The 18,614-nt window shown below is 73.0% G+C and carries 16 protein-coding genes; 5 read left to right on the top strand and 11 right to left on the bottom strand.

Annotation, left to right across the window (positions count from 1 at the left end):
• Positions 1-44 precede the first annotated feature (44 nt).
• The 4 genes from ACWGL3_RS22550 to ACWGL3_RS22535 form a co-directional block, all read right to left on the bottom strand.
• On the bottom strand, positions 45-1,334 hold the full coding sequence (locus ACWGL3_RS22550; RefSeq protein ID WP_267946973.1) for a citrate synthase: 1,290 nt from the start codon (positions 1,332-1,334) through the stop codon (positions 45-47).
• A 760-nt stretch (positions 1,335-2,094) separates the two neighbouring features.
• On the bottom strand, positions 2,095-3,720 hold the full coding sequence (locus tag ACWGL3_RS22545; protein ID WP_267946974.1) for a peptide chain release factor 3: 1,626 nt from the start codon (positions 3,718-3,720) through the stop codon (positions 2,095-2,097).
• Positions 3,721-3,903: 183 nt separating this feature from the next.
• Positions 3,904-4,374, bottom strand: coding sequence for a hypothetical protein (locus tag ACWGL3_RS22540; protein ID WP_344185975.1), 471 nt, complete (start codon positions 4,372-4,374; stop codon positions 3,904-3,906).
• Positions 4,375-4,562: 188 nt separating this feature from the next.
• Positions 4,563-5,276 (bottom strand): TetR/AcrR family transcriptional regulator, encoded by a 714-nt coding sequence (locus ACWGL3_RS22535; protein ID WP_267946976.1) that lies wholly within the window; start codon positions 5,274-5,276, stop codon positions 4,563-4,565.
• A gap of 124 nt (positions 5,277-5,400) precedes the next feature.
• Between ACWGL3_RS22535 and ACWGL3_RS22530 the strand changes: the two genes are divergently transcribed.
• Positions 5,401-6,558, top strand: coding sequence for an acyl-CoA dehydrogenase family protein (locus tag ACWGL3_RS22530; RefSeq protein WP_267946977.1), 1,158 nt, complete (start codon positions 5,401-5,403; stop codon positions 6,556-6,558).
• A 229-nt stretch (positions 6,559-6,787) separates the two neighbouring features.
• Here the strand turns inward: ACWGL3_RS22530 and ACWGL3_RS22525 are convergent, their stop codons facing one another.
• Positions 6,788-7,600, bottom strand: coding sequence for an NAD(P)H-binding protein (locus ACWGL3_RS22525; protein WP_452461754.1), 813 nt, complete (start codon positions 7,598-7,600; stop codon positions 6,788-6,790).
• A gap of 286 nt (positions 7,601-7,886) precedes the next feature.
• On the opposite strand from ACWGL3_RS22525, the gene ACWGL3_RS22520 reads away from it, so the two are divergent.
• The 4 genes from ACWGL3_RS22520 to ACWGL3_RS22505 all read left to right on the top strand — a co-directional run bounded on the left by ACWGL3_RS22520 (position 7,887) and on the right by ACWGL3_RS22505 (position 11,544).
• Entirely contained in the window at positions 7,887-9,086 is a 1,200-nt protein-coding gene (locus tag ACWGL3_RS22520; RefSeq protein WP_267946979.1) for a sensor histidine kinase, read from the top strand.
• Entirely contained in the window at positions 9,083-9,772 is a 690-nt protein-coding gene (locus ACWGL3_RS22515) for a response regulator transcription factor (protein ID WP_267946980.1), read from the top strand. The genes ACWGL3_RS22520 and ACWGL3_RS22515 overlap by 4 nt, the downstream gene beginning before the upstream one ends.
• 120 nt (positions 9,773-9,892) lie before the next feature.
• Positions 9,893-10,822: a glutaminase gene (locus ACWGL3_RS22510; RefSeq protein ID WP_267946981.1), complete on the top strand. Its 930-nt coding sequence runs from the start codon at positions 9,893-9,895 to the stop codon at positions 10,820-10,822.
• A 143-nt stretch (positions 10,823-10,965) separates the two neighbouring features.
• Positions 10,966-11,544, top strand: coding sequence for a dihydrofolate reductase family protein (locus ACWGL3_RS22505; RefSeq protein ID WP_267946982.1), 579 nt, complete (start codon positions 10,966-10,968; stop codon positions 11,542-11,544).
• A 98-nt stretch (positions 11,545-11,642) separates the two neighbouring features.
• Here ACWGL3_RS22505 and ACWGL3_RS22500 read toward each other — a convergent pair whose 3' ends face one another.
• From ACWGL3_RS22500 to ACWGL3_RS22475, 6 genes are all read right to left on the bottom strand, one after another.
• The gene (locus tag ACWGL3_RS22500) at positions 11,643-13,334 is read right to left on the bottom strand and encodes a serine/threonine-protein kinase (RefSeq protein ID WP_452461753.1); all 1,692 of its coding nucleotides are present in this window, start codon (positions 13,332-13,334) and stop codon (positions 11,643-11,645) included.
• Between the two features lie 248 nt (positions 13,335-13,582).
• Positions 13,583-13,747, bottom strand: coding sequence for a hypothetical protein (locus tag ACWGL3_RS22495; RefSeq protein WP_267946984.1), 165 nt, complete (start codon positions 13,745-13,747; stop codon positions 13,583-13,585).
• Positions 13,744-15,024, bottom strand: coding sequence for a cytochrome P450 (locus tag ACWGL3_RS22490; protein ID WP_452461755.1), 1,281 nt, complete (start codon positions 15,022-15,024; stop codon positions 13,744-13,746). The genes ACWGL3_RS22495 and ACWGL3_RS22490 overlap by 4 nt, the downstream gene beginning before the upstream one ends.
• A 420-nt stretch (positions 15,025-15,444) precedes the next feature.
• A complete protein-coding gene (locus ACWGL3_RS22485; protein ID WP_267946985.1) occupies positions 15,445-17,742 on the bottom strand; it encodes a heavy metal translocating P-type ATPase in 2,298 nt (765 codons plus the stop codon).
• Positions 17,735-17,965: a hypothetical protein gene (locus ACWGL3_RS22480; protein ID WP_267946986.1), complete on the bottom strand. Its 231-nt coding sequence runs from the start codon at positions 17,963-17,965 to the stop codon at positions 17,735-17,737. Before ACWGL3_RS22480 ends, ACWGL3_RS22485 begins: the two co-directional genes overlap by 8 nt.
• Before the next feature lies 1 nt (position 17,966).
• Positions 17,967-18,182 carry a heavy-metal-associated domain-containing protein gene (locus ACWGL3_RS22475; protein WP_267946987.1) on the bottom strand — a complete coding sequence of 72 codons (216 nt, stop codon included), beginning with the start codon at positions 18,180-18,182 and terminating at the stop codon, positions 17,967-17,969.
• Positions 18,183-18,614: the final 432 nt, after the last annotated feature.

Genomic DNA, 18,614 nt, shown 5'->3' with positions numbered 1-18,614 from the left:
CGCCTGCGGCGTGGGCGGGCACCGTCGTGCGCCTCGGGCGGGGGCTAGCCCTGGCCCGGGAGGCGTCGCTCGGCGGAGCCGACGTAGTGCTGGCGCGGGCGCGCGATCCGGAAGGCCGGGTCGTGCAGCTGCTCGCGGTAGTGGGCGACCCAGCCGGGCAGACGGCCGATCGCGAACAACACGGTGAACATGTTGGTGGGGAAGCCCATGGTGCGGTAGATGACGCCGGTGTAGAAGTCGACGTTCGGGTAGAGCTTGCGCTCCGTGAAGTAGGAGTCGGCGAGCGCCGCGGCCTCCAGCTTGAGGGCCAGGGAGAACAGCTCGTCCGGGTTCTCGTCCCGGTCGAGGATCTGGCTCGCCAGAACCTTGATCTCCTTGCTGCGCGGGTCGAAGTTCTTGTAGACCCGGTGTCCGAAGCCCATGAGGCGCATCTCGCGCGCCTTGACCTTCTCCAGGAAGTCCTCGATGGAGATGCCCGAGTCGCGGATCTCCTCCAGCATCTCCAGCACGGCCTGGTTGGCGCCGCCGTGGGACGGGCCGGACAGGGCGTTGATGCCGGAGGCGACGCTGGCGTAGATGTCGGCCTGCGAGGAGCCGACCACGCGCACGGTGGCGGTGGAGCAGTTCAGCTCGTGGTCCGCGTGCAGGACGAGCAGCATGCCGACGGCCTTGTTGAACAGGTCGCCGAGCTCGCCGGTGGGGGCCTTGTCCCCGAAGGTCATCCGGATGAAGTTGTCGACGTAGTCGAGCGAGTCGTCCGGGGAGATCGGCGTCTCGCCGATGGAGTTGCGGTAGATGCGGGCCGCGATCGTCGGCAGCTTGGCCAGCAGCCGGATCGTGGCGAGCTCCACCTGGGCGTCGTCGCCCGGGTCCACGCTGTCGTCGTAGTACGCGGCGAGGGTGTTGACGGCACTGGCCATGAGCGCCATCGGGTGGCCGTTGCGGGGCATCGCGTCGATGAACGCGCCCATCTCGGCCGGGATGTCGGCGTTGTCGCGCAGGCCGTCGGAGAACTCCTTCAGCTGGCCGGGCTCGGGGAGCTCGCCGTAGATCACCAGGTAGGCGACCTCCAGGAAGGTCGCGCCCACGGCGAGGTCCTCGATCGGGTATCCGCGGTAGCGCAGGATGCCGGCGGCCCCGTCGATATAGGTGATCTTCGAGCTACACGAAGCGGTGTTGCCGAACCCGGGGTCCAGGGTCGTCATTCCGGTCGACCCCAGCAGGGTCTTCAGCTCGATGGTGCGTTCACCCTCGGTACCGGTGAACACCGGCAGCTTCAGCACGCCGCCCTCGTAGTGGAGCTCCACCGTGCGGTCTTTGTCGTCTTCGCTCATGCCCGAGGTCAACCTTTCCCAGCGGGGGATACGTGAGGTGCGTCAGACGCGGGGCGGTCTGCCGCCACGTTCTTGATTCACTCGTTATTGTTCTGTTTTGTTAAACGACTGTTAAGCAAAATCATATAAGTTTCACCGATTCACGAACAGGTGACATGCAACACATACCCAGACGTGAGAAGAATTACCGCACGGTGAAGATTTACAAACTTTGCCGATTGTCGATTACTCCGTGATCGCCCTGAGACGTCGCAGACGGCACCGGGGGTTCTCCCGGCGTCGTCACCGTCTCCTGTGGTGGTCCCCTGAGCACCCCGCCACCCGCCCGGACCGGCCCCTCGGCGCCCTCTTCACAGAAGTGGACATACCCGAACGAAGCTCAGTGCGGCCAGGTGTTCGAACGCGCCCTAGCGGCCTTCTCTCAGGGTACCTTCGCCCTGATCAAGGGGGTTGACACGGGGTACCCCCTGCTTGGTGATCTTGACCTCTGCCTGCACAACAGCGGTCCCACGGGCACCTCCGGACGCGGCGGAGCGGAGTCCCGATGGGCGTGTGGTGTGCGTGCGGCACGAGAGTTCACACGGGCCCCGGAAGTGGCGGAGCGCTCTCCCCGCACGGCGCCGCCCGGGGCTCGCGCCCTCACCCGGAGCGGTCCCGTGCGCCCCTCCCGACACACACGGGGGAGGGACGCACGGCACGCGGGACGAGGCCGGTCCCGCTCCCGGGCGCCGGCGCCGGTCCCGGACGCCGGCGGAGGACGTCACTCGCCCTCGTCGACGCCGCCCGCCAGCAGGGGCTCCATGAGCAGCGAGGGGTGGTCCCGCTCGATGACCCTCAGCCGCCACTTGTTGTGCACCAGCACCAGGAGTTCTCCGTCGGAGCGGCGCCTGAGCACCTCCGCCCCCGACAGGGCGTGCAGGACGGGGGCCGACTCCTCGTCGGTGCGGCGCGCCACCGAGTAGTCCAGCGGCGACGCCTCCACGGGGCTGCGGAACTCCTGGTCCATGCGGTGCTTGACCACGTCGAACTGGAGCGGGCCGACCGCCGCCAGCACGGGCGCCTGCTCGCCGCGCACGTCGGAGGTCAGGACCTGCACCACGCCCTCGGCGTCGAGCTGGGCGATACCCCGCTGGAACTGCTTGTACTTGCCCGCGTCGACCGCGCGCGCCACCACGAAGTGCTCGGGGGCGAAGCTCGGGATCGGCGGGAAGTCGACCTTGGGCCCGTCGTAGAGGGTGTCGCCGACCGCCAGCGCCTGGGCGTTGACCAGGGCGATCACGTCACCGGGATAGGCGGTGTCGATGGTGGAGCGGTCCGAGCCGAACACCGCCTGCGTGTACTTGGTCGCGAAGGGGCGGCCGGTGGAGGCGTGGGTGAGGACCATGCCGCGGTCGAACCGGCCCGAGCTCACCCGCAGGAACGCCATGCGGTCCCGGTGGTTCTTGTCCATGTTGGCCTGCATCTTGAAGACCTGGCCGGAGAAGGGCTGCTCCACCCTGCGCGGCCGGTCCTTGGCGTCGAGCTTGGCCGAGGGGGCCGGGGCCAGCTCGACCACCGTGTCCAGCAGCTGGCCGACGCCGAAGTTGGACAGGGCCGCGCCGAACAGCACCGGGGAGGACTCCCCCGCCATGAACGACTCGGGGTCGAAGTCGGCGCCGAGCGCCTCCAGGAGCTCGATCTCCTCCTGCGCCTGCACCCAGGCGTCCAGCTCGACCTCGGCCGCCCGCTCGGGCTCCAGGACCTCCTCGACGGCCTTGGTGGCGCCGCCGGGCGTGCGGGTCATCTTCGTGTAGACGCCGCTGGTCCGGTCGACGAGGCCGCGGAAGTCCCCCGCGATGCCCACCGGCCAGTTCATCGGGGTGGGGCGCAGCCCGATGCGCTGCTCGATCTCGTCCAGCAGCTCCAGCGGCTCGCGGCCGGGGCGGTCCCACTTGTTGACGAACGTGATCACGGGCATCTTGCGCGCCCGGCACACGTCGAAGAGCTTGAGGGTCTGCGGCTCCAGGCCCTTGGCCGAGTCCAGCAGCATGATCGCGCAGTCCACGGCGGACAGGACGCGGTAGGTGTCCTCGGAGAAGTCGGCGTGGCCCGGGGTGTCGAGCAGGTTCAGGACGCGGCCGTCGTAGTCGATGCGCAGCGCCGCCGAGGTGATGGAGATCCCCCGGTCCTGCTCCATGTCCATCCAGTCGGAGGTGACGCCCTTGCGGTCGCCCTTGCCGTGGACGGCGCCGGCGGAGGAGATGGCCGCCGCGTGCAGGGCCAGGGCCTCGGTGAGGGTCGACTTTCCGGCGTCGGGGTGGGAGATGACCGCGAAGGTCCTCCGGCGCCCCGCCTCGTGGGCGACCTCTGACTCCTGCTTGGTCACGCCCGCCGTGTCCACACTCATTCCCGCTGTCCGCCCCGCCTCGTGTGCTGTCGTCCGACCGGCCCGTGGGCCCTGTCCAGCCTACGCTCGCCGGGGCGTGCGGGTGACAGGAACCCGGCCGCCGCGCCCCCGCCACCGGCGCGGTTCGGTCCCCGGCCCGCGCGGCACCGGTGGCCGGCCCCTCCGCCGTGCCCGCGACCGGGCTCAGTCCCCGGGCGCGCGTGCGGCGCGCCTGCCGAGGTGGCGCTTCGATCCGGCGGTGGTGGGCCCGAGGACCGTCCCGAGGGGGAGGGGCGTGGGCGCCCGCCGCGTGCGGGGGACGGCCCCGACCTGGTGGGCGTCCTCGTAGACGATCCGGCCGGGGTCGTCGGACTCGCTCCTGCGGTGCTCCACGCCGTGGGCGCGGAGCAGGCCCCGGAGGGCGTCGAGACGGCCGGTGAAGTGCGCGCACCCCTCCGTCTTGAACCAGGTCACCGCGCCGACCGTGTTCCCGTCGGCGTAGAACGGAGGGGTCGGCAGAGCTTCCCGGAACCAGTCGTCGACGTCGAAATAGAGGTCCTCCTCGGCCTCCGACAGCCGCCCGGCCCGGCGCAGGTGGTCGACCGCGACGAAGAGGCCGACCCCCGTCCCGAGGCGGCCGATGTAGTCCGCGTGGATCCTGAAGTACCGCGCCACCCCGTCAGTGTGCCCCGGGCGCGCGCCGCGGTCCAGGGGCGGCCGGGCCCCGCTGCACGCGGAAGGGCGGGCCCCTGCCCTCCGGCGCGGGGCGCGCCTGCCGATGGTCCCGGGCACCGACGCGGCGCGGGCCCCGCCCTGCGGGGCGGCCGTCCCGCAGGGAGGCCGGCGGCCCGGGACGCGGGGCCTCAGGCGCCCCCGGCCCCCTCCACGGCGGCGGTGACACGGCGGATCAGCTCGTCCCGGCCGATGCCGCCGGGGTAGACGGCGACCAGCACGCGCTCCCGCGCGGCCCCCTCCTCGGCGCGCAGCATCGGTTCGGCGGCCCGGCGGACGAACTCCATGGCGGCGTCGAAGCTCGCCCACACCTCGCGCCGGTCCTGCTCCGGACTGCGCAGCCACGAGCGGAGGACGTGGTTGTGCGCCGAGATGAGCGAGGCGGCGGCCACCCCGGCGGCCAGGGACCGCTCCCCGCCGCCGTCCCCGCCCTCCCGGTCGGCCAGGAAGCGGCTGAACGCCGCCTGGTAGCGGGCGGTCATCGCGACCTCGCGGTCCCGCAGGCGCGGGTGCGCGCGCACCAGCCGGTAGCGCGGCACGGTGATCTCCGGGTCCCCCAGATACCCCTGGAGCACCAGGCGCGCTGCGGCGAACACCGAGCTCAGCGGGTCGTCGGGGGAGGCCTCCAGGTAGCGGACCACGGTCGAGAACAGCTCGTCGTGCTCGGCGAAGAGGATGTCCTCCTTCGACCCGAAGCGCCGGAACAGGCTGCGGCGGCTCACCCCGGTGGCGGCGGCGATCCCGTCCATCGTGGTGGCGTCGAACCCGTTCTCGGTGAACAACCGCACGGAGGCCAGCACCACCTCGCGGGTGGCCACGCGCCCACCCGACCGTTCCCGCGCCATGGCGCACCCCTTCGACGTACGGAAGCTGCCAAGAAGCTATCCGACTGTGTACTTCGCCCTTTCCACCCCCTATTCTGGCACTGGATGCCACAGAAAGGCACGCGGTGCCGGGAAAGGGAATCGGATGAGTGACTTCGACCTGTTCAAGACCACCGAGGAGCACGAGGAGCTGCGCGCGGCCGTGCGCTCCGTCTCCGAGGACAAGATCGCGCCCCACGCGGCCGAGGTCGACGAGAAGAGCGCCTTCCCGCAGGACGCCCTGGAGGCCCTGGTGGCCACCGACTTCCACGCACCGCACATCGCCGAGCAGTACGACGGCGTCGGCGCCGACGCCCTGGCCACCTGCATCGTCATCGAGGAGGTCGCCCGCGTGTGCGCCTCCTCCTCCCTCATCCCCGCCGTCAACAAGCTCGGCACCATGCCGCTGATCCTGGGCGCCTCCGAGGACGTCAAGCAGCGGTACCTGCCCAAGGTGGCCAGTGGCGAGGCGATGTTCTCCTACGGGCTGTCCGAGCGCGAGGCCGGCTCCGACACCGCGAGCATGCGCAGCCAGGCCGTGGCCGACGGCGACGACTGGATCCTCAACGGCCAGAAGTCCTGGATCACCAACGCGGGCGTCAGCGAGTACTACACGGTCCTCGCCGTGACCGACCCCGAGGGCGCCCGCGGCCGCAACATCTCGGCGTTCGTCCTCCACGCCGACGACGAGGGCTTCACCCTGGGCGAGCCCGAGCGCAAGCTCGGCATCAAGGGCTCCCCCACCCGCGAGCTGTTCTTCGACAGCGTGCGCATCCCCGGCGACCGCATCGTCGGCGCCCCGGGCGAGGGCCTCAAGATCGCCCTGCGCACCCTGGACCACACCCGCGTCACCATCGGCGCGCAGGCCGTCGGCATCGCCCAGGGCGCCCTGGACCACGCCGTGGCCTACGTCAAGGAGCGCAAGCAGTTCGGCAAGGCGATCGCGGACTTCCAGGGCATCCAGTTCATGCTCGCCGACATGGCGATGAAGCTGGAGACCGCCCGGCAGATGGTCTACGTGGCCGCCGCCAAGTCCGAGCGCGGCGACGACGACCTGGCCTTCTACGGCGCCGCCGCCAAGTGCTACGCCTCCGACGCCGCCATGGAGATCACCACCGACGCGGTGCAGCTGCTCGGCGGCGCGGGCTACGTCAAGGACTTCCCGCTGGAGCGCATGATGCGCGACGCCAAGATCACCCAGATCTACGAGGGCACCAACCAGATCCAGCGCATGGTGATGGCCCGCCAGCTCCTCAAGAAGTAGGCCGCCGACGTCGGTTTCCGCCGTCACGGCCCGGCCGTGAGGTGACAGCGGCAGACCCCCGGTAACCACGTTCCCGGGGGTCTGCTCCGTCTGTGTCCTGTGCGATCGCCCGCACCGGAACCGGTCGTCGGCCACGCGTCGCCGGGGGCTCGCCGTTCCACCCGCGCCCCGCCCGGGCCCCGCCCGGGCCCGGACGCCCGCGGAGGGCCCTACGGCGGCCCGGCGGGGGTCAGAGGACGGACTCCCGCATGAAGCGGGCCAGCGGGATGGGGTCGCGGTTCAGGGCCGCGCGCACCCCCTCGGTGACCTCGGCGGCCCGGCCCGAGACGGCGGCGGCGAAGCGCTCGTTGAGCGTGTCGATGTACCTCTCGCCCCAGCCCCGGTTGGTGGCGCGGAAGTAGAAGCCCGCCTCGTCCACGATCTTGAACCGCCACACGGGGCTCTCGGTGCCCTTCGTCCGCTTGACCACCTCGCGGAAGGTGAGGGCCTGCGGGCCCGTCAGCGTGTACTCCCGGCCCCCGTGGCCGCCCAGCAGGGCGGCGACGGCGGTGTCCGCGACGTCGCGGGCGTCCACGAAGCTGACCTCGGTCCGGCGCTTGACGGGGAGTTCGAGGCGGCCGTTGCGTGACCGCGCCAGGCTCGCGAACGTGCCCTCCGTGAAGTCCTGGAACAGCCAGTTGGGCCGCAGGACCGTCCACGTGTGGAACAGGTCCTTGGCCCGCAGCTCGGCGGCGCGCTGGTCCGAGTCGGAGGGCGCGTGCTCGGTGCCCATGGCGGACATGACCACCGCCCTCCCGACCCCGGCGTCGGCCGCCTTCTCCAGGAACCCGGCGACCCGGTTCCCCAGGGCGCTGCCGACCGGCGTCACCACGAAGATGCTGCTCACGCCCTTGAGGACGTCGTCCCAGTTGGAGGTGTCGGTCCAGTCCAGGCGCGTCTGAGAGGAACGGGACGCCCCCGTCGCGGGCAGCCCGCGCCGCGTCAGCTCGGTGAGGACGCGACGGCCCACCATTCCGGTGGCTCCGGTGACCAGTGTGCTCATTGGAACCACCGTACCGACGGCGCGCGGCCGACCGGACACGAACCGCCAACAGGACCGCGATCTCGGGCGCGGACACGGGCCGGCCGGGGCCTGCGGGCGGGCCCGGCCGCCCCCGCCCGGGGTGCGGCTCCGGTCCGTGGGCGCCCGCGCGCCGGGTCCGCCCCGACCGGCCGGCCGCGGCCCCGCCACCTGCCCCGACGACCAAAGTATGGACCTGGCCGCCATCGGTAGGGCGTGCCGCCGGGCGCCTGCCCGGGGCCGGGCTCCGAACGTAGACTTCACAGCGATGAACGCTTCCACGGTGACCGGTGCGCAGCGGTGCAGTGCGCGTGACTGGATCGTGGACCTGTCCATGTTCCTGCTCGCCCTCGCCTACGCGGTGACGACCTCCCTCGAACTGCCCGGGGCCTCTCCCCCCGGCGTCGAGTTCGGCCCGGAGCTGGTGCCCCCGGGGCCGCCGTCCACCTGGTTCGAGGGCGCGGGGCGCCTGGCCGCCTTCCTGGCCTGCCTGTCCCTCTGGTGGCGCCGCCGCTGGCCGGTCCAGCTCGCCGTCGCACTGGTGCTGGTCTCCGTGGTCTTCCCCCTGGCCATGGGCGCGATGCTCATCGCCCTGTTCTCCCTGGCCGTGCACCGGTCGCCGCGCACGAGCCTGGCCGTGTTCGGGGTGGGCGCGGCCACCGCCTACCTGCACGCGGTCCTGTGGCCGGACCCGCACCTGCCGATGCTGGTCACCGTGCTGCTGAGCGTGGCCATCCAGGGCGCCGTCATCGGCTGGGGGCTGACCGTCCACCACCGGCGCGAGCTCGTGGAGTCGCTGCGCGACCGGGCCGTGCACGCGGAGACCGAGGCCCAGCTGCGGGCCGAGCACGCCCAGCACCAGGTCAGGGAGGCGATGGCCCGGGAGATCCACGACGTGCTCGGGCACCGGCTGTCGCTGCTCAGCGTGCACGCAGGAGCCCTGGAGTACCGGCCCGACGCCCCGTCCGAGGAGGTCGCGCGCTCGGCGAAGGTGATCCGGGAGAGCGCCCACCAGGCCCTCCAGGACCTGCGGGAGGTGATCGGCGTCCTGCGCGCGCCCGTCGGGGAGCTCCCCCAGCCGACCATGGCCGACCTCCAGCAGCTCGTGGAGGAGGCCGACGAGGTCGGCGCCCGCGTGGAGTTCGCGGAGGAGTACACCGGGACGGTCCCGGAGCGGACCGGCCGCACCGCCTACAGGATCGTGCAGGAGGGCCTGACGAACGTGCGCAAGCACTCCCCCGGCGCCGACACCCGGGTACGGGTGAGGGGCGCCCCCGGCGAGGGCCTCGTGGTGGAGGTGCTCAACGGCCCCTCCCCCGAACCGCCTCCCCCGACCGCCGGCGGGGGTTCGGGCCAGGGCCTGGTCGGCCTGGCGGAGCGGGTCTCCCTCGCGTCGGGGCGCCTGGAGCACGGGCCGGCCGCCGGTGGTGGCTGGCGCCTGTCCGCCTGGCTACCGTGGCCCGTATGAGTCGAACAGAGCGGGGAGCCAGGGAGATCGGGGTGGTGATCGTCGACGACGACGCGCTGGTCCGGGTCGGCCTGGTGATGATGATGGGCGGCGCGCCCGACATCCGGGTGCTGGCCGAGGCCGAGGACGGCGGGTCGGTCCTCGGCCTGGTCGAGCGTTACTCCCCCGACGTGGTCCTGATGGACATCCGCATGCCGACGGTGGACGGCCTGACGGCGACGGAGCGGCTGCGCTCCCTGGAGGACCCGCCCGAGGTGCTGGTGCTGACCACGTTCGACGCCGACGAGCACGTGCTGCGCGCGCTGCGGGCGGGCGCGGCCGGGTTCCTGCTCAAGGACACCCCTCCGGCGGAGATCGTGGAGTCGGTGCGGCAGGTCTCGCGGGGCATGTCGGTGCTCTCCCCCGCCGTGACGCGCCGCCTGGTCGACCGGGTGGGCGCGGGCGACCACGGGGCACGGGCGGGCCGGGCGCGCGAACGGCTGGCGGCGCTGAACGGCCGTGAGCTGGAGGTGGCGGTGGCGGTCGGCGAGGGCCGGTCCAACGCCGACATCGCCTCGCGCCTCTTCCTCAGCGTGCCGACGGTCAAGACGCACGTGTCGAGCATCCTGACCAAGCTGGGGCTGAACAACCGGGTGCAGGTCGCGCTCCTGGTCCACGACGCGCAGCTCCTCGACGGCGGCGGCTGAGACCCCGCCGCGGCGGTCCGCGCCCCGCCTCCCCGGGGCGCGGGTTACGCCGTCCCCCCGTCGGGCAGGGCCGTAACGAGGGCTCCTCGGAAGGACTGCTCCGCGGGAAGGGAGGATCGGATGGACGACAGCGACTACTACCCCGGCGTGCTCGACGCCGTCATGGAACAGGTCCGGAGCCACATCGGCGAGGGGCGGGTCGCCGACTACATCCCCGAGCTGGCCGACGTGGACCCGGACGAGTTCGGGTTCTCGATCGCCACCGTGGACGGCGGCATGTACAGCACCGGCGACCAGGCGCGCACCCGCTTCTCCATGCAGAGCATCACCAAGGTGTTCACCCTGGCCCTGGTGATGCGGGGCCACGCGGGGTCCGACGTGTGGAAGCGGGTGCACCGGGAGCCGTCGGGCAACGCCTTCAACTCCCTCCACCAGCTGGAGTTCGAGAACGGCGTTCCGCGCAACCCCATGATCAACCCGGGGGCGCTCATCGTCACCGACCAGCTCCTGTCCGACACCGGGGACGCGGTCGGGGAGCTGCGGAAGCTGCTGTGCGAGGAGACCGGCGACCCCGACCTGCACACGGACAACCTGGTCGCGGAGTCCGAGTCCAGGAGCGGCGACCGCAACCGCGCGCTGGCCTACCTCATGGCGAGCTTCGGCAACATCCGGAACCCGGTGCCGGAGGTGCTGGACCACTACTTCCGGCAGTGCTCCATCACCGTCAGCTGCGAGGAGCTGGCCAGGGCCGGCCTGTTCCTGGCCCGGCGCGGCAGGCGGGCGGACGGCTCGGAGCTGCTCAGCGTCTCGGACACCCGCCGGATCCTGGCGGTGATGCTGACCTGCGGCACGTACGACGCCGCGGGGGAGTTCGCGTACCGCGTCGGGATCCCCTGCAAGAGCGGGGTGGGGGGCGGCATCCTCGCGGTCGTCCCGGGGCGGTGCACGGTGGCGGCCTGGGGCCCCGGGCTGGACGCCAAGGGCAACTCGGTGACGGCTGCCCTCGCGCTGGAGGCCTTCACCGACGTCACCGGCTGCTCGGTGTTCTGAGCGGCGCGCGGAGCCGGGACGCGTGGGCCGGGGCCGGGACGCACGGGGCCGCCCGGTCCGGGGAGCCCGGAGGCGATGAGTTCCGCCGCGCCGCCGGGTCCCAGTCCGTGTACACCCGACCACCCTCGTCCGAGGAGGACGCCATGACCGCCACCTACACCTTCGACGTCTTCTCCAGCCTCGACGGCTTCGGCTCCTACGGCGGGGACGGCGACTGGGGAGGCTACTGGGGCAAGCAGGGCCCGGAGCTCCTCGGCCACCGCCTCGCCCTGTACGACGCGGAGCAGCGGATGGTCCTCGGAGCGACCACCTACCGGGAATTCGCCCGGATGCTGGGGCCGGACCCCGACGCGGGCGACCCCTGGGTCGCCCGGATGAGGGACCTGCCCCTGACGGTGGTCTCGACCACCCTGGAGGAACCCCTCGACTGGCCGGGCGACGCGACCGTCGCCCGCGGCGGCGCCGTCGACGCCGTCGCCCGGCTCAAGGAGGAGTCCGCGGTCCCGCTGCGCTCACACGGCAGCCTGTCGATGAACCGCTCCCTGATGGCCGCCGGCCTGGTCGACCTCGTCCAGGTGACGATCTTCCCCGTGATCACCGGCCGCACCGGAACGGCACCGCTCTTCCGGGGCGCGGCCGACTTCGACCTCGACCTGGTCGACCACCGGACGCTGGACGGCCGCGTCCAGGAACTCGTCTACCGGCCCGCCCTGCACGCCTGAGGCCTACCAGGTGCCGACCTCCAAGAACACTCCCACGGCCCTGTGCCGAGACGGCTTGACCGAAGCCGCTCGACATCCCTGGGAGCGCCCCGGCCGGGTCAGGCGTCCGGGTCGAAGGTCTGCGCCATGTGGTCCAGCATCTCCCGGTTGAGGTCGGGGTGCTCGTTGCTGGCCACGAGGAACAGGGCGTAGCCCCTGTCCTCGGTGTGGAAGCCCCGGTTGATGCCGTGCATCCGGCCGCCCCTGCCGTCGTAGGTGAACTCCCAGTCGGCCGCGCTGACGTAGTCGTCGGCCCAGTCGGCGTCGACGTCCTCGATGCCGACGAGTTCGTAGCCGGGGAAGTTGCCGCGCACGCCGGGCTCGGCGGCGCGCCAGTCGTCACCGGCGTCGGGGTTGGGGCTGTCCGTGTACTCCACGAGCAGGTAACCGCCGTCGGGGTTGCGGAAGTAGACCTGGACCCCCGACCGGTCGATCTCCCAGTCCTCGGGGACGTCCACGGCGAAACCGTTCTCGTCCTCGTGGCGGACGAGGTGGTCCCACCTGTCGTCCTCCTCGTCCTGCTCCTCCTCCGGGTCCGCGTCCTCGGCCCCGGAGGAGGCCTCCGGCTCGGAACCGGGTTCCGCCGAGGGCTCGGCCTCCTCCGACGCTCCGTCCCCGCCCTCCGCGGACGGTTCGACGGCGGCCTGCTCGGAGTCGCCGACGAGTCCGGCGCCGGTGTCGCCGGACCGGTTGACGGCCACCAGGACGCCGGTGGTCGCGCCCCCGACCAGCAGGACGAGCACGAGGGCGAGGAGCAGGAGGGGCCCCCGCCGCCGACCGGGGCCGCCGCCGGAGGGGCGGGGGGCGGGCGGCACGGGGACGGGCGCGGCGGACTCGGCGCGCGCCTCGGCCGCGGCCGGCCCCTCCGCGGGCCCCGTCGCGGCCGGGGCCGGCGCCACCGCCGTGGCGGGGGTGTCGGAGGCGTCGCGGATCTCGCGGAGCCACGTGCGGACCTCGCTCACGGACGGCCGGTCCTCCGGCCGCTTCTCGCACAGCGACTCCAGGACCGGGCGCAGCGGGCCCGCGTTGACCGGCTCGGGCAGGTCCTGGGTGACGATGGCGGTCAGCGTCGCCATGGGGGTCGGCCGGTCGAACGGGAGCGTGCCCTCGGAGGCCTGGTAGAGGGTGATGCCCAGGGCCCACATGTCCGAGGCCGGGGTGGCGGAGTGCCCGTGCGCGATCTCCGGCGCCAGGTAGCTCGGCGACCCGATCAGCAGGCCGGTGCTGGTGAGGTGGGTGGAGCCGTCCAGGTGGGCGATGCCGAAGTCGGTCAGGACCGCGCGGTCGTTCCCGGCGATGAGCACGTTGCCCGGCTTGATGTCGCGGTGCACGATGCCCCGCGCGTGCGCCTCGGCCAGCCCGGCCGCCATCTGCTCGCCGATGTCGGCGACCCTCTTCGCCGACAGGGCCCCGTCGGAGCGGATGAGGTCGCCCAGGGAGGGGCCCAGGACGAGTTCCATCACGATCCACGGGCGGCCGTCCTCCTCCGCCACGTCGAACACGGTGATGATCGAGGGGTGGCTGAGCTGCGCCGCGCTGCGCGCCTCTCGAAGCATCCGGGTGCGCAGCACGTCGACCTCGTGCGCGGGGAGGTTGGGGGGCGTGGTCAGTTCCTTGACCGCGACGGGGCGGTCGAGGAGGGTGTCGGTGCCCCGCCAGACGCGCCCCATGCCGCCGGCTCCGATGACCTCGTCCAGGCGGTACCGGTTGGCCAGGACACGGCCGGGGTCGGCTTCCGAGCTGTTCGTCAAGGCGCGATTCCTCTGTGGGGGAAGGCGGTGTGTGAGGGTTCCGGGACGCGGAGGGGAAGGTCGGGGGTCGCCACGATTCTAGGAGCCCGGGGCGACTCCTGCCGCTCTTCCCCGGGGCGGCATGTCGGTGGCCCCTGTCGGCCAAGCGCCCGTGGGACCTCCCTGAAATGCGACGATCCCGCCGGAAACACCTGAGGGCGTCCATCCGGCGGGACCGAATCACCGGGAGTGTCACACCCGGAAACCGTTCAGCGGAGGCGCACCGGGAGGGGCGCGACCCCGGAGACGATGGTCGAGGGCGGCGGGGCCGGCCCGTCGGCGCCCTCACCGGCGTCGAACGCCCTCCGGTGCCTCTTGTCCTTCCGGATCCGCGTGTCGGCCAGGGCCTCGGCGACCCCGGCGTGCGTGGTCACGACCCACGCAGCAACCTCTCCAGGAAGCCCGACAGGGACGACAGGGCCGATCTCCCGGAGGTGGGCCGCTTGTGCGCGGAGGTTTCCGGGGGCGAGTGCGACGGGCTCCAGGGGGTTCCTTCCACGGGCGCGGGGGCCGGGGGCTGCTGCGGGGTGAAGAGGACGGGGAGTTCGACGGGGGTCCACGCCAGCCCGGTCAGGCGCCAGCGCAGGTCCTCGGCCGGGACAGCCGCGCGGAGCCCGGGGAGCCGGGTGAGGAGCGTGCGCGTGGCGATGATCGCGATGCTCGTGGCCTCGTCGCGGGCGGGGCAGCGGTGCGGGCCTGCTCCCCAGGCGAGGTGGGCCCTGTTGGGGGTCTCCTCCATCCGCTCGGCGTTCTCCCGCAGGAAGAAGTGGTTCGCCGCGGCGAAGCCCAGGAGGATCGGCGTCCCCGCCTCGATGACCCGCCCCCCGCCGACGGGGATGTCGACGCGGGGGTAGACGGCCGGGTAGTTGGTGATCGGGGGGTCCGCCCACAGGACGCGGTCGACGAGGTCGCCGAGGGCGGCGTCCGAGAGGGAGACGGCGTCGTCCCCGCGGACCGCGGAGTCGGCCAGGACCGCGCGGACCGCCGCGCCGATGAGGTTGGCGGTCGGCTCGTTGGCCGCGGCGACGACGAGGAGGAGCTGCATGACCACCTCCTCGTCGCTGAGCCCGGCCCGGTGCCGGATCAGCCTGGAGGTGAGGTCGTCGCCGGGAGCGCGGTGCTTGTCGGACACCGCCTCGGACAGTACGCGTTCGGCCTCGGCGTTGGACTCCTCGGTGTCCACGCCCGTCCACAGGTCGCGCATGGCGGTGGCGAAGCGCAGGCCCTGGTCCCCGTCGAACCCGACGAGGTCGTTCATGACGAGGAGGGGCAGCACGCGGGCGTACTCGTTGAGCACGTCCGCGCGACCCCGCCCGCAGAACCCGTCGATGAGCCGGTCGGCGTACCTGCCGGTGATCCGGCCGAGGTGCTCCGCGCCGACGGCACCGAGGCTGTCGGTGATCGCCCCGCGGTAGCGCTGGTGCTCCGTCCCGTCCACGAACAGGGCGTTGGACCGCGGGGCCATCATGGGCAGGAGCGGGGAGGCCGGGTGGACCCTGCCCTCGGTGAAGTCCCGCCACAGCCGGGGGTCGTGGGTGAAGGCGGTGGTGTCCCGCGACCAGGAGATGAGGGTCGAGTAGTCCGTCACGAGCCACCCGCGCACACCCGGTTCGAGTTCGACCGGGACCACGGGGCCGTGCTCGGCCCGCATGTCGGCGTAGACGGCGTAGGGGTCGGGGTGCGGTTCGCTCCGGTACAGCGCGGCGTGGGGGCAACCAGAAGACACGGGTACCTCGGGGGGTGTCGGTCGGCTACGGGCCGGGGTTCGTCCTGCGCCTCCTCGGGGCCGTCGGGCACGGCGGGACCGCCGCGGCCGCGCGTGGGGACCCGCGGCCGGTGCCACTGGGCGCACACCCTAGCGGCCCGTCCCGGGAGGCGCGAGAGCCGGATTCCCCGTGCGACAGCGGACATCGGCGGTCATCTGCCGTTATAGGGATGTCCTTCCCTCCGCCCCTTCCCCCTGTCTTCGCGTGCACGCGGGGCCAGGGGGAAGGGTCGGGCCGCCCCGGCGCACACGGCGGCGCCCCGCCCGGAGCCGGTGCTCCGGACGGGGCGTCCCGGCCGTCCCTCCTCAGGTCCGGTCGGCGGCGGTCCCCATGTGGTCCGACAGGGGCCGGAACCTGCGCAGCCGCTGGCTGTTGGTCACCACGAACACGCTGGACACGGCCATCGCCGCTCCCGCGAGCATCGGGTTGAGCAGCCCGGCCGCGGCCAGCGGCAGCGCCGCCGCGTTGTAGGCGAAGGCCCAGAACAGGTTGCCCTTGATGGTGGCGAGCGTGCGGCGCGAGAGCCGGACCGCGTCCGCCGCCGCCCGCAGGTCGCCGCGCACCAGGGTCAGGTCGCTGGCCTCGATGGCCACGTCCGTGCCGGTGCCCATGGACAGCCCCAGGTCGGCCTGGGCGAGCGCGGCGGCGTCGTTGACCCCGTCGCCGACCATGGCCACGGTGCGTCCCTCGGCCTGGAGGCGCTTGACCACGTCGACCTTGTCCTTCGGCATCACCTCGGAGAAGACCTCCTCGATGCCGACCTCCGCGGCCACGGAGCGGGCCACCGCCTCGTGGTCCCCGGTCAGCAGGATCGGCGTGAGCCCGAGCTCGCGGAACTGGCGGACCGCCTCGGCGCTGGTGGGCTTGACGGTGTCGGCCACCACGAGCACGCCGCGGGCGCGGCCGTCCCAGCCGACGGCGACGGCCGTGCGCCCCTCCCCCCCTGCCTTCTCCAGCGCCGGGGACAGCTCCGCGGGCAGCTCCTGGGACCACTCCTCCAGGAGCGCGGGGCGTCCGACGAGGACGGCGCGGCCGTCCACGACCCCCTGCACGCCCAGTCCCTCGATGTTGGCGAAGTCCTCGGGGGCGGACAGCGGGCCCACCCGGGAGGCCGCGCCGGCGGCGACGGCCCTCGCGACGGGGTGCTCCGAGGCGTTCTCCAGGGCCCCGGCCAGGCGCAGGACCTCCTCCTCGTCCTCGCCGTCCGCGACGGCCACGCCGGTCAGCGCCATCCGCCCGGTGGTGACGGTGCCGGTCTTGTCCAGGACGACGGTGTCCACGCGGCGGGTGTTCTCCAGGACCTCCGGGCCCTTGATGAGGATCCCGAGCTGGGCGCCGCGGCCGGTGCCCACCATCAGGGCCATGGGCGTGGCCAGGCCCAGGGCGCAGGGGCAGGCGATGATCAGGACCGCGACGGCCGCGGTGAAGGCGGCGCTCGCGGGTTCGCCCGTGCCGAGCCAGAAGCCGAGCGCGGCGACCGCGATCATGATGGCGACGGGGACGAACACCCCCGAGACCCGGTCGGCGAGGCGCTGGACGGCCGCCTTGCCGTTCTGGGCGTCCTCCACCAGCCGCGCCATCTGGGCGAGCTGGGTGTCGGAGCCGACCCGGGAGGCCCGCACGACGAGGCGGCCCCCGGCGTTGACGGTCGCGCCGACGACGGTGCTGCCCGGGGAGACCTCCACGGGTACGGACTCGCCGGTGAGCATGCTCATGTCGACGGCGGATGTGCCCTCCTCGACCGTGCCGTCGGTGGCGATCTTCTCCCCCGGGCGGACCAGGAACCGGTCGCCGGCCGAGAGCTCCGCCACGGGCACCAGCTCCTCGCGGGCGGAGGGCCCCCCGCCCCGCAGGACGGTGACCTCCTTGGCCCCGAGTTCGAGGAGGGAGCGCAGGGCGGCCCCGGCGCGCCGCTTGGAGCGCGCCTCGAAGTACTTGCCGAGGAGGATGAAGGTCGTGACCCCGGCGGCGACCTCCAGGTAGATGTTGGCGGAGCCGTCGGTCCGCGCGATGGTGAGCTCGAACGGGTGGGTCATGCCCGGTGTCCCGGCGGTGCCGAGGAAGAGGGCGTACAGCGACCACAGGAACGCGGCGGAGACGCCGAGGGAGACCAGCGTGTCCATGGTGGCGGTGGCGAGCCTGAGGTTCTTCCACGCGGCCACGTGGAAGGGCAGCGCGCCCCAGACGACGACGGGCGCCGCCAGGGCGAGGGAGGCCCACTGCCAGTACGTGAACTGGAGCGCGGGGACCATCGCCATGGCGATGACGGGCACCGAGAGCACGAGGGAGACCATGGCCCGGTTCCACAGGACCGCGGTGGGGTCGGCGGGCTCCGCCGCGGAGGGTCCGGGGTCGGGCCGGGGGACGGTGGCGGTGTAACCCGCCTTCTCCACCTGTGCGACCAGGTCCTCCACGGGCGTGGGCGCCCCCTCGAAGGACACCCGGGCCTTCTCGGTGGCGAAGTTGACGGTGGCGGTGACGCCCTCCAGCCTGTTGAGCCGCTTCTCGACCCGGTTCGCGCACGCGGCGCAGGTCATGCCGCCGATGGCCAGTTCGACCGCCGCGGCCCCGGCCGGCTTCGCCGTGGTTCCCCCGCTACCCATGGTCCCTCCCCGACTCCGTACGCTCCTCGTCGTGCCCGTACGACGCGTCCTCCGTGTGGTCCCGTCCGCCCGTGGAGGACTCCTCCCCGGTCTGCGCGCTGCGCGCGTGCCCCGGGGCCTCCTGCGGCAGAACGGGGCCGGCCAGGCCGCCGACCCCGAACGCCGCGGCGAACACGGCCACGAGACCCAGGGCGTAGAGCCCGAGCTTCGCGGTCACGTTCATGTCAGTCACGCACCTCGTAACCCGCCTCGTCGATGGCGGCGCGGACCGACGCGTCGTCGACCGGGCCGTCGCTGGTGACGGTCACCTTCTTGTCGTCGAGGTCGACCTTGACGCCGGTGACCCCGCTGACCCCGCCGACCTCCTCGGTGACGGAGTTGACGCAGTGCCCGCAGGTCATGCCCTCGACCGTGTAAACAGCGGTGGTGGTGGCAGCCATTTCGCCTCCTGTGGCGTGTGTGGTGTCTCGGTCTCCGTGGCGGACCGCTCCAACAGGGCCCAATATACCCCCAGGGGGTATGCAATTGTCAAACCCCTGCCGTCACACCACCCCCGCCCGGGCGACGCGGGGCCCGCACCGCCCGCCACGGGGGCGCCCCCGCACCGGGATCCCCCTCGCCCCACTGTACCCCCGGGGGGTAATCTCACGGGGGGCTTCCCCTCCGGACACGGCCCGGGGCCCCCGCGCGTCGCGCAGGGGCCCCGGGCCCTCCATCCTGTGGGACGGAGGAAACGCGTACTCCGGGACACATGCCCGGATACCCTCCCCCCGTTGCCCGCCGGGCGGGGCGGGGACGGGGGGGGGGGGCGCGGGGGTGAGCGCCCACCCGGCGCCCCCGCGCGCGGGGGGGTGGGGGGGGGGGAGCGGGTA

Source organism: Nocardiopsis sp. NPDC055824 (assembly GCF_053616335.1).
Note: the sequence above shows the minus strand (reverse complement) of the source record. Positions and strands in the feature narration are given on the sequence as shown.

Excerpts from the sequence above, each read along its gene's own strand:
- ACWGL3_RS22550 (WP_267946973.1), bottom strand. The coding sequence starts at position 1,334 with ATGAGCGAAGACGACAAAGACCGCACGGTGGAGCTCCACTACGAGGGC.
- ACWGL3_RS22545 (WP_267946974.1), bottom strand. The coding sequence starts at position 3,720 with ATGAGTGTGGACACGGCGGGCGTGACCAAGCAGGAGTCAGAGGTCGCC.
- ACWGL3_RS22535 (WP_267946976.1), bottom strand. The coding sequence starts at position 5,276 with ATGGCGCGGGAACGGTCGGGTGGGCGCGTGGCCACCCGCGAGGTGGTG.
- ACWGL3_RS22530 (WP_267946977.1), top strand. The coding sequence starts at position 5,401 with ATGAGTGACTTCGACCTGTTCAAGACCACCGAGGAGCACGAGGAGCTG.
- ACWGL3_RS22525 (WP_452461754.1), bottom strand. The coding sequence starts at position 7,600 with ATGAGCACACTGGTCACCGGAGCCACCGGAATGGTGGGCCGTCGCGTC.
- ACWGL3_RS22520 (WP_267946979.1), top strand. The coding sequence starts at position 7,887 with ATGAACGCTTCCACGGTGACCGGTGCGCAGCGGTGCAGTGCGCGTGAC.
- ACWGL3_RS22515 (WP_267946980.1), top strand. The coding sequence starts at position 9,083 with ATGAGTCGAACAGAGCGGGGAGCCAGGGAGATCGGGGTGGTGATCGTC.
- ACWGL3_RS22510 (WP_267946981.1), top strand. The coding sequence starts at position 9,893 with ATGGACGACAGCGACTACTACCCCGGCGTGCTCGACGCCGTCATGGAA.
- ACWGL3_RS22505 (WP_267946982.1), top strand. The coding sequence starts at position 10,966 with ATGACCGCCACCTACACCTTCGACGTCTTCTCCAGCCTCGACGGCTTC.
- ACWGL3_RS22490 (WP_452461755.1), bottom strand. The coding sequence starts at position 15,024 with ATGCGGGCCGAGCACGGCCCCGTGGTCCCGGTCGAACTCGAACCGGGT.
- ACWGL3_RS22485 (WP_267946985.1), bottom strand. The coding sequence starts at position 17,742 with ATGGGTAGCGGGGGAACCACGGCGAAGCCGGCCGGGGCCGCGGCGGTC.
- ACWGL3_RS22480 (WP_267946986.1), bottom strand. The coding sequence starts at position 17,965 with ATGAACGTGACCGCGAAGCTCGGGCTCTACGCCCTGGGTCTCGTGGCC.
- ACWGL3_RS22475 (WP_267946987.1), bottom strand. The coding sequence starts at position 18,182 with ATGGCTGCCACCACCACCGCTGTTTACACGGTCGAGGGCATGACCTGC.